Raw genomic sequence first — 8,109 nt, forward strand, 5'->3', positions numbered from 1 at the left:
ACGTCGATCCGTCCGTGCCATGCGAGGACGTCCTCCACGGCCGTCTCGATCGCGGCCAGGTCGGTGACGTCCAGGCGCAGCGCCTGGACCTGCCTGGGGTGGGCGGCGACGAAGGCGTCCAGTGCGCCCGGCCTTCGCGCGGCGCCGACGACCACGTCGCCCGCGGCTACCGCCGCTTCGGCGATCGCCCGCCCGAAGCCACTGCTCGCACCCGTGATGAACCAGACCCTGCTCATGAGGTCAGCCCTCCCGTAGACCGCTGTCCGCCACTGCGCCAACCCGCTCAGATGCTGGGTCAGCAGCCTAGACGGACAGCGGCTTCCGCAGGGTGAGGTACACCTGGACAAGGCCGAAAGGGGACCCCGGGGCAGGGCTGTGGGAGGGACGACTCAAGGCTCAGCAGGCTCAGTCCTCACCCCTGACGACGTTTCCCTCGGTCCCTCGCCCGGTCCCGTCGCCGTTCCCGGCGTCTCCGTCGAGCGTCGCCCGTACACACGTACGCAGGCCGCATCCGCGCAGTCGGCGGGCCCTCGCCCAGCCGGTCTCGGCCCTGCGTTCGGTCGTCCTGGTCTCCCTGAGTTCCGCACTCACGGCGCTTCATCTTCCTTCTGCGTCCGGCCTGTCGGGGACCGGGTAGGTCTGCTGTCACCGGTTCGCCCGGTCATGTTTCCGAGTCCCCTCCCCCGGGCGCGGGAAACTCGTCAGAGGCTCGACAGGATCTGCGGGGACAGCGTCTTGATCATGCTGTTGGTCCAGCGCATCTGCCGCAGCGTGTGCGGGTGGCACTCCGAGGCCAGGGTGAGCAGCGACTCGTCCTTGGTGGCCTGTGCGACCTGGGCGAGCATCTCCCACAGGAGGGAGTTCTCCGTCGCGGCCAGGTGCAGGTCCCGCAGATCGCGCAGAAGCAGGAGTCCCGGCTCGGGCCGACGGCCCGTCACCTGGCGGCCCATCAGCTGCGCGGCCTTCTCGCCGAGTGTCGACAGTACGTCCGCGACCTGCGCGCCGGCCGAGTCGCCGAGGAGACCGGGGTGCGGGTCGACGTCGCGGTCCCTGGCGGTGTCGGCCAGGCGCTGGGCATGTTCCCGGGACCACTGGGCGAGATCGGTGGCCACATGGTGGATCTCGTGCTCCGTACGGTGGCGCTCGGCCACCCTCGTCAGCTGGTCGGCGAGGTGCTCCTCGCCGTGGTGGAGAGCCCGCAGGGTGAGGGCGACGCCGTTCATTCGACCGACTCCGTGACGAGGGCGTCCGGTCCGCCCGTGGTGGCCGGTACGGAGCCGGCGCCTGCCGCTGCCGGTGCCGACGCGGTGGTGGTGGGTGCGGGGGCGCTGTGGCCGTCGCCGCGTTCCACGAGACGCAGCGCGGCGGCGCCCGTCTTGAACAGGGGCTGCTTGGAGACCGGGTCCCAGTCGGTGACGGTCGCCTCGTTCGCGGCGCGCCCGGGCGTGTCGCCGGTCGGCCCGTATCCGGCCTTGGTGTCCCAGTAGCCGTAGTGGAAGGGGAGGAACAGCAGCCCCGGGCGGATGCCGGTCACGCGCAGCCGCGCCCGTACGGTGCCGCGAGGGGTGGTGACCTCGACCAGGTCGCCCTCGTCGAGCCCGAGGCCGGCCGCGTCGGACCCGGACGCCTCGACCCACACATCGGGCGCGGCGGCGTTGAGCTGGGGCGTCCGCCCGGTCTTCGTACGGGTGTGGAAGTGGTAGAGGGTCCGGCCCGTGACCAGCTGGAACGGGTACTCCCCGGCGGGTTTCTCGTGCGGTGGCAGATGGTCGGCCGGCTTGATCACGGCGCGGCCCTCGGGGTTGAGGGAGCGGTAGTCGACGGCGTCGTCCGGGGCGCCGGTCAGCAGATCCTTGCCGTACGACTCGCAGAGGCCGGGGCGGGCCCAGGTGATGCCGTCGGTGTAGAGGCGCGGCGTTCCGTCCGGGGCCCGCTCGTCGCAGGGCCACTGGATACCGCTCCCGTCGCGCAGTTTGTCGTAGGTCAGCCCGGTGTAGTCGCACGGGCGACCGGCGCTGCAGCGTTTCCACGCCTCGAACGCGGACTCCGGGTCGTGCCAGGCGACCAGGGGGTTGTCGTCCTTGTCGCGGAAGTCCATCCGGGAGGCGTAGTCGAGGAAGATGTCCAGGTCCGGCCTGGCTTCGCCGGGTGGTTCGACGGCCTTGTCGGAGAGGTGGACCGTGCGGTCGGCATTGGTGAACGTACCGGTCTTCTCGCCCCAGGTGGCGGCGGGCAGGACGACGTCGGCGAGCTGGGCGGTCTCGGTGAGGAACAGGTCCTGGACGACCGTGAACAGGCGCTCCTGTTCGAGGACCGACCGGATCCGGGACAGCTCCGGGAGGGACACCGCCGGGTTGGTGCCGCTGATCCAGAGCATGCGGATGGAGCCCTGCTCGGCGTAGCGGAAGATCTGCATCGCGTGGGTGGGCGGGGCGTAGTGCGGGATGGTCTTCGGGTCGACGTTCCACACCCGCGCCAGATCGGCGACGTGGTCGTCGTTCTGCCAGTTCCGGAAGCCGGGCAGGTCTCCGTCGGCGCCGCACTCGCGGGTGTTCTGGGCGGTGGGCTGGCCGTTCATCTGCAGGACGCCGGCGCCCGGCCGGCCGAGCATGCCGCGGATCAGGTGCAGGTTGTTGATCTGTACCGCGGCGGCGGTGGCCTGGTGCGACTGGTAGACGCCCTGCAGCACCGTGGACAGGAGCCGGTCGGCCGTGCCGAGGAGTTCGGCTGCCTCGCCGATCCGGGCGGCCGGTACGTCACAGATCCCGGCCGCCCACTCGGGGGTGCGTTCCCGTACCCGGGAGGCCAGTTCGTCGAACCCGACCGTGTGCGCCGCGAGGTAGTCGTGGTCGACCCGGTCCGTGCGGATGATCTCGTGCAGAAGCGCGTTGAGCAGGGCCACGTTCGTGCCGCCGCGCGGGGCCAGATGCACGGTCGCCCGCCGGGCCACCCGCGTGGGGCGGGGGTCGACGCACAGCAGCCGGGGCGGGTCGGCGCCGTCCAGCCGGTCCAGGACGCGCATCCACTGGACCGGCTGGGTCTCGGCGATGTTGTGCCCGAAGAACGCGATCACGTCGGCGTCGTCGATGTCGTCGTAGCTGCCCGGCTGCCCGTCGCAGCCGAAGGACTCCTTCAGTGCCTCGGCGGCGGTGGAGGTGCACAGCCGGGTGTTGCCGTCCAGGTGGTTGGTGCCGATCCCGGCCCTGGCGAGCACCGCGAGCGTGTAGTACTCCTCCAGGAACAGCTGGCCGCTGGTGTAGAACCCGAGCGATCCCGGCCCGCGTTCGCGCAGCAGGTCCCGTGAGCGGCCGACGATCCGCTCCATGGCGGTGTCCCAGTCGCACTCCACGAGCCGCCCGTCCCGGCGGACCAGCGGTTTCGTCAGTCGGTCCGGTGAGGCGTTGGCCTGCCAGGCGAACAGGTCCTTGGGGCCCAGGCGCCCACGGTTGACCCGGTCCTGGGCCCGGCCGCGCACGCCGACCATCCGTCCGTCGACGACCGCGACGTCCATCGCGTCGCCGTCGGAGTGGAGCAGCGAGGCGGTCTGCACCCACCGCTGCACCCGCTCCGGCTCGACGCCCGCCTCCAGATACATGTCCACGCGCACGGGCCACGGCTCATGCCTGCCGTACGGCGTACGAGTGCCCCAGGGCCGTGCGATCCGGTCCACGGAAACGTCCATGCCATGCCTCCCGGCGCCGGCGCCCCTCGTCAGATTGTGGACACGTCAGCCTGTGGGCTCGTCAGGTTGTCGGCTCGTACCTGTCGGCTCCGACGGCGTGCTCCTCGGATCGGGCTCCCGAGAGCCGGCGGCGGGCGGCGGGCAGAGCGTCGTCGATGTCGCGGGTGCCGGTGGCGACGCACAGGGTGTAGGAGACGTCGCTCAGCCGCTGGAGCAGCTGGGCGCCGCCCTCCTGGGCGTGGCGGGCCCGCAGGACTTCGTACTGCTGAAGCAGGTCGGCGAGGACGGTGGGGTGGGCCATCAACACGAGAGCTCTCCCTTGACGAGGCGGGGGGTTACGGCGGGAGAGTTCCGGGTGGCTCGCACCCGGGGCCCGGCCGCTGTTCGGCCGCTCCCGCGTGGGCCTGTGATCCCAAGCACCTGCGAAACCAGGTGCCCCAGGTCACAGCTCTCAAACAGGCCCTGCGGAGATCAGGTGGTGTCACCACGTACCTGCGCCGGGCGCGCTTGTGTGGATCACATCGGCGGGGGCACTCCAGAAGTGGCCCGGCACCCCCTCCGAGCGAGGCAGGGAAAGGAGCTGGAAGGGGAGGCAGTTGAGGAAGTCGGAGAGGTCAGAGGAACCAGAGGAGCCAGAGAAATCAGGGAAGGCCCGGAAGGCAGGGAAGGCAGGGAAAACGGGGAGGACGGGTAACGCCAGAAGGGCGAGCAGGGCGTGTTCCTTCGCCTGGCGGTCGGTCACCCGGGAGGTCGATGCCGTCCGGCGCTCGGCTCGCAGGTGCGTCTCCGGGGCCGGGCCCGAGCGGGACACCGCCGTGCAGTCCCTCAAGGCGGCGGGCGCCGCACTGCTGGCCTGGGCGGTGGCGGGCTGGTGGTGGAACGCGCCCATGGCCCTGCTGGCGCCGTGGACGGCGCTGTTCCTTGTCGAGCGCACCGTCTACCGCTCGTTGTTGTCGGGGCTGCAGCAGTTCGCCGTGGTGGTGGCGGGCACCCTCCTGGCCGCCGGGGCGGGAGCGCTGACCCACGACACCATGGCCGCGATGGCGTTGGCGCTGCCGCTCACCGTGCTGCTCGGGAACTACGCGCGCTTCGGCGCGCAGGGCCTGTACGCGCCCACGGCCGCCCTGTTCGTCCTCGGCTACGGCTCGTACACGGGCTCCGACATCCTGCACCGGCTTCTGGAGACCCTGCTGGGCGCGGTCATCGGCATCTGCGTGAACGCCTTCGTCCTGCCTCCGGTCCACTCCCGCGACGTCCGTGACCTACGGGGGCGACTGCCCGAGGAGTGCGCCGCCCTGCTGCACACCGCCGCCGGCGGACTCCAGGGACGGTACGACCGGGAGGAAGCCCGCGACTGGTACGGCAGGGCGGTTCGGCTCACCGACGTGGTGACGGACCTGCGGGCCGCACGGCGCTGGTCGGAGGAGGGCCACCGGCTCAATCCCGCGTACCGGATGCGCCGCTCGGCGTCCACACCTCCACCGGCGGGCTGGGACCTCACCTGGGACCGGATCGCCGAGGACATCAGGGCGACCATGCGTACGTTGACCGAGGCCGAGGTGCTCCCGGACGGCGTGCCCGGCATCCTCGCGACGCTGCTGCGGGCCGCCGGCGACGTCCTCGGCCTCCAGGACAGCGACGGCGCCGACGACGGTCGCCGCCTGGCCGAGGCCGCGGCGACGGGATCGGCGGCTCACCGCCGGCTGACCCACGTACTGGCCGACGGCCACTCCGCGACCACACCCGAGCTGGGCGGCCTGACGGCGGACACACAGCGCCTCCTGGCCGACCTCGATCCCCTCGTCGCACCTCAGCGCGGGCCGGTGAGCGGCGCGGCCCGGGAAGCCACGGCCTGACCTACCCCGGACGCGGTGTGAGCGGCCTGCCGGGGGTACTCGGCCCCTCGATCCGCTCAGATCCGATCCACTCAATCCGATCCGATCCGACCGAAGGAAGTGGTCCCATGCCCGACCGGCCGAACCGAACCGACACGGACCTGCTCGGCATCTACCTCAACGACCATCTCGCCGGAGCCACCCTCGGCACGGAACGGTCCCGGTCGCTGGCCGAGGCCGAGGCCGAGCGGGACCCGGCGCTCGCCGACGCCGTGGGGCCGGTCTCCGACGAGATCGCCGAGGACCGTGCCGAGCTGCTGCGGATCATGCGGTCGCTCGATGTCCCCGTGCGCCGCTACAAGGTCGTCGCGGGCCGGCTGGCCGAGCGGGCCGGGCGCCTCAAGCCCAACGGCCGGATCGTCCGGCGTTCGCCGCTCGCCCCCATGCTGGAGCTGGAGTTGCTGCGGCTGGGCGTGGAGGGCAAGGCCGCCGCCTGGCGGACGCTGCGCCGTCTGGCCGACACCGACGCCCGCCTCGACACCGTGCACCTCGACGGCCTTCTCGGACGCGCGGACCGGCAACTTCAGGTCCTGGAACAGCTGCGCCTTCGCCAGGCCGACGAGACATTCCAGTCCCGGGCCGAGGCCCTGACCGCAGGCCAGGGGGCACGTTCCTGAGCGGACGCGCCCCGGCCTCCGTCGTCAGTGCCGAGCTGCCGGAGCCGCCGGGTGTGCCGCTCCGTCGCGGCCGACCGACAGCTGTGCCGGCCGGTACGGGACGTACGCGGCCCCGTCCAGACCGAGCGCGGTGGCCGACTTCTGAAGCGCGGCCGGGGTCGCCACGTCGTCCCAGCGGCCGGTGTCGACGCGGTGTTCGAGGGCGTGCAGGGCGGCCACGGTCTCGGCGGTGGTGAACGTGCAGTGGCCCTGCCGCTCGACGTAGGCCTGCCGCAGCAGCGCGCCGTCGCCCGAGGCCCGCACGCGGGCGGCGAAACGGGTCTCCTGTTCCACCGGAACGAGGTTGTCGGCGGTGGTGTGGATGTCGAGCAGGGGCACGTCGAGTCCCTGCCCGGCGGAGGACGTCCTCTGCGCGGTGCGGACGGCGGCGGGATCGGCGGTGATCGTGGCCCCCCGGGTCAGTGTGCGCAGGTCCGCGCGCAGATCGAGGCCGGCCGCCCGGTAGAGGGCGCGGACCTGGGGCGCGTGCTGGGAGGCGGCGAGCAGGTCGGCGTAGTCGACGCCCCGGTTCCAGGAGTTGTTGCCGCCGACGGACTGCTCGATGGCGTACCGGCCGCCCTCGACGAACGACAGGATGCCCTGCGCGAACCACGCGTACTGCTGCTCCTGTTGCCCCGCCCAGTCGGTCGCGGCCGGCCGGTCCTTCCCGGGCGCCCACGCGGGCAGGTTGAGGAAGGCGGCGGCCAGCGCGATCCGGGCACGGCCCTGCGGAGTGGCCTGGGCGGCGGTGACCGCCTTGGTGAGCAGGTCGGCGGTGGCGGCGGCCTCGGCCGAGGTGCCGAACCGTACGAGCTTCACGTCCTGTGCGGGCAGCAGCAGACGGGCGATCGTGTACTCGGCGTCCAGCTGGTAGTTGTCCAGGTCGGTGGCCCCGGCGACCAGCCCGCACTGACCGAGCGCGCCGTCGATACGCCCGCCGCCGTCCCTGGCCAGCTGAGCGTTGACGAGCCCGCCCATCGAACTGCCGATGGCCAGCGTGCGCGAGGGCTCGCCGATCTTCGCGGTGACGGCGTCGATGGTGGCGAACTGGTCCCGTTCGGCGCTGTTCAGGGCCCACATCGACCCGTTGGGGTCGTACGACGACCCGGCCAGCGCATACCCCTTGGCGAGCAGCTCGACACGTACGGCCTCGGTGGGCGCGTTCCTGGCGACGGTGGGCCCGAAGCCGTGACTGAACAGCAGCAGCGTCCCGTTCCAGCCCTCGGGCACGTCCGCGATCCAGGTGGCACCGTCGGCAAGGGTGCCGGTGAGATGCCCGGCGACAGCCGCGTCCGACGGGGCGGCCGAGGAGGGGAGGGTGGTGAGCGCCGCGGACGTCAGCGTGGCGAGAACGGCGAGGGCGATGCGCGAGCGGGTACGGGGCATGGGCGGGCTCCTTGTGGGGGGAGGCGGCTTATGGAGCGGGGCCGGACTGTGCGAACAGATACTCAGTGCACTGAACGAACGTGCAGGAATTTAGGGCTGATTTTCTGCGGCCGTCAAGATAATGCACAACTTTGTTGCGTGCGTGGCCTGAACACATGGCACCGGGACAGTCACGCCAAAGGGGCACAGCGAATCGAGCAGGTGGGGCCAAGGTCATCGGTACATCCACCACGGACCGGGAGTCGTGATGCTCAAGGAAGTACTGACCGGGGTCGTGCTCATCGGAACGGGAACCGTCACGGGCATCTTCGTGGCGGTTCTGGTCAGTGTGGCCCCCGCCATGGCGGTCATGGACCGCGCCGACTACCTCCGCGCCCACGCCCTGCTGGGCAAGGGCTACCACCCGCTGATGCCGGTCCTCGTCAACGTCGTGACCCTCAGCGGGTTCGTCCTCGGGGTGCTCGCCGAGGGACCGGGCCGGGTGCTGTTC

At 71.8% G+C, this 8,109-nt stretch carries 8 protein-coding genes and 1 pseudogene; 3 read left to right on the forward strand and 6 right to left on the reverse strand.

Annotation, left to right across the window (positions count from 1 at the left end; genetic code table 11):
- The 5 genes from STRTUCAR8_RS27455 to STRTUCAR8_RS27475 all read right to left on the reverse strand — a co-directional run.
- On the reverse strand, window positions 1-236 hold a 236-nt coding region (locus STRTUCAR8_RS27455; RefSeq protein WP_006379343.1), incomplete at its 3' end, for an SDR family NAD(P)-dependent oxidoreductase.
- Between the two features lie 169 nt (window positions 237-405).
- Window positions 406-591 (reverse strand): hypothetical protein, encoded by a 186-nt coding sequence (locus tag STRTUCAR8_RS27460; protein ID WP_044472982.1) that lies wholly within the window; start codon window positions 589-591, stop codon window positions 406-408.
- 110 nt (window positions 592-701) lie between these two features.
- Complete coding sequence (locus STRTUCAR8_RS27465; protein WP_006379337.1) at window positions 702-1,223, reverse strand: hypothetical protein; 522 nt, start codon at window positions 1,221-1,223, stop codon at window positions 702-704.
- Window positions 1,220-3,682: a molybdopterin oxidoreductase family protein gene (locus STRTUCAR8_RS27470; protein WP_006379340.1), complete on the reverse strand. Its 2,463-nt coding sequence runs from the start codon at window positions 3,680-3,682 to the stop codon at window positions 1,220-1,222. Before STRTUCAR8_RS27470 ends, STRTUCAR8_RS27465 begins: the two co-directional genes overlap by 4 nt.
- Before the next feature lie 61 nt (window positions 3,683-3,743).
- Window positions 3,744-3,989, reverse strand: a complete 246-nt coding sequence (locus tag STRTUCAR8_RS27475) for a DUF5133 domain-containing protein (protein ID WP_006379344.1) — start codon at window positions 3,987-3,989, stop codon at window positions 3,744-3,746.
- A 508-nt stretch (window positions 3,990-4,497) separates the two neighbouring features.
- On the opposite strand from STRTUCAR8_RS27475, the gene STRTUCAR8_RS27485 reads away from it, so the two are divergent.
- Both STRTUCAR8_RS27485 and STRTUCAR8_RS27490 read left to right on the forward strand, forming a co-directional pair.
- The gene (locus STRTUCAR8_RS27485; RefSeq protein ID WP_006379338.1) at window positions 4,498-5,538 is read left to right on the forward strand and encodes an FUSC family protein; all 1,041 of its coding nucleotides are present in this window, start codon (window positions 4,498-4,500) and stop codon (window positions 5,536-5,538) included.
- A 107-nt stretch (window positions 5,539-5,645) separates the two neighbouring features.
- Window positions 5,646-6,194: a hypothetical protein gene (locus STRTUCAR8_RS27490; protein ID WP_006379342.1), complete on the forward strand. Its 549-nt coding sequence runs from the start codon at window positions 5,646-5,648 to the stop codon at window positions 6,192-6,194.
- 24 nt (window positions 6,195-6,218) lie between these two features.
- Here STRTUCAR8_RS27490 and STRTUCAR8_RS27495 read toward each other — a convergent pair whose 3' ends face one another.
- Window positions 6,219-7,619: a hypothetical protein gene (locus tag STRTUCAR8_RS27495; RefSeq protein WP_006379339.1), complete on the reverse strand. Its 1,401-nt coding sequence runs from the start codon at window positions 7,617-7,619 to the stop codon at window positions 6,219-6,221.
- A gap of 247 nt (window positions 7,620-7,866) precedes the next feature.
- Between STRTUCAR8_RS27495 and STRTUCAR8_RS27500 the strand changes: the two are divergent.
- Window positions 7,867-8,109: pseudogene (locus tag STRTUCAR8_RS27500) on the forward strand (DUF1772 domain-containing protein); the annotation flags it as partial.

The organism is Streptomyces turgidiscabies Car8, assembly GCF_000331005.1.
GTDB lineage: Bacteria > Actinomycetota > Actinomycetes > Streptomycetales > Streptomycetaceae > Streptomyces > Streptomyces turgidiscabies.

Excerpts from the sequence above, each read along its gene's own strand:
- STRTUCAR8_RS27465 (WP_006379337.1), bottom strand. The coding sequence starts at position 1,223 with ATGAACGGCGTCGCCCTCACCCTGCGGGCTCTCCACCACGGCGAGGAG.
- STRTUCAR8_RS27470 (WP_006379340.1), bottom strand. The coding sequence starts at position 3,682 with ATGGACGTTTCCGTGGACCGGATCGCACGGCCCTGGGGCACTCGTACG.
- STRTUCAR8_RS27490 (WP_006379342.1), top strand. The coding sequence starts at position 5,646 with ATGCCCGACCGGCCGAACCGAACCGACACGGACCTGCTCGGCATCTAC.
- STRTUCAR8_RS27495 (WP_006379339.1), bottom strand. The coding sequence starts at position 7,619 with ATGCCCCGTACCCGCTCGCGCATCGCCCTCGCCGTTCTCGCCACGCTG.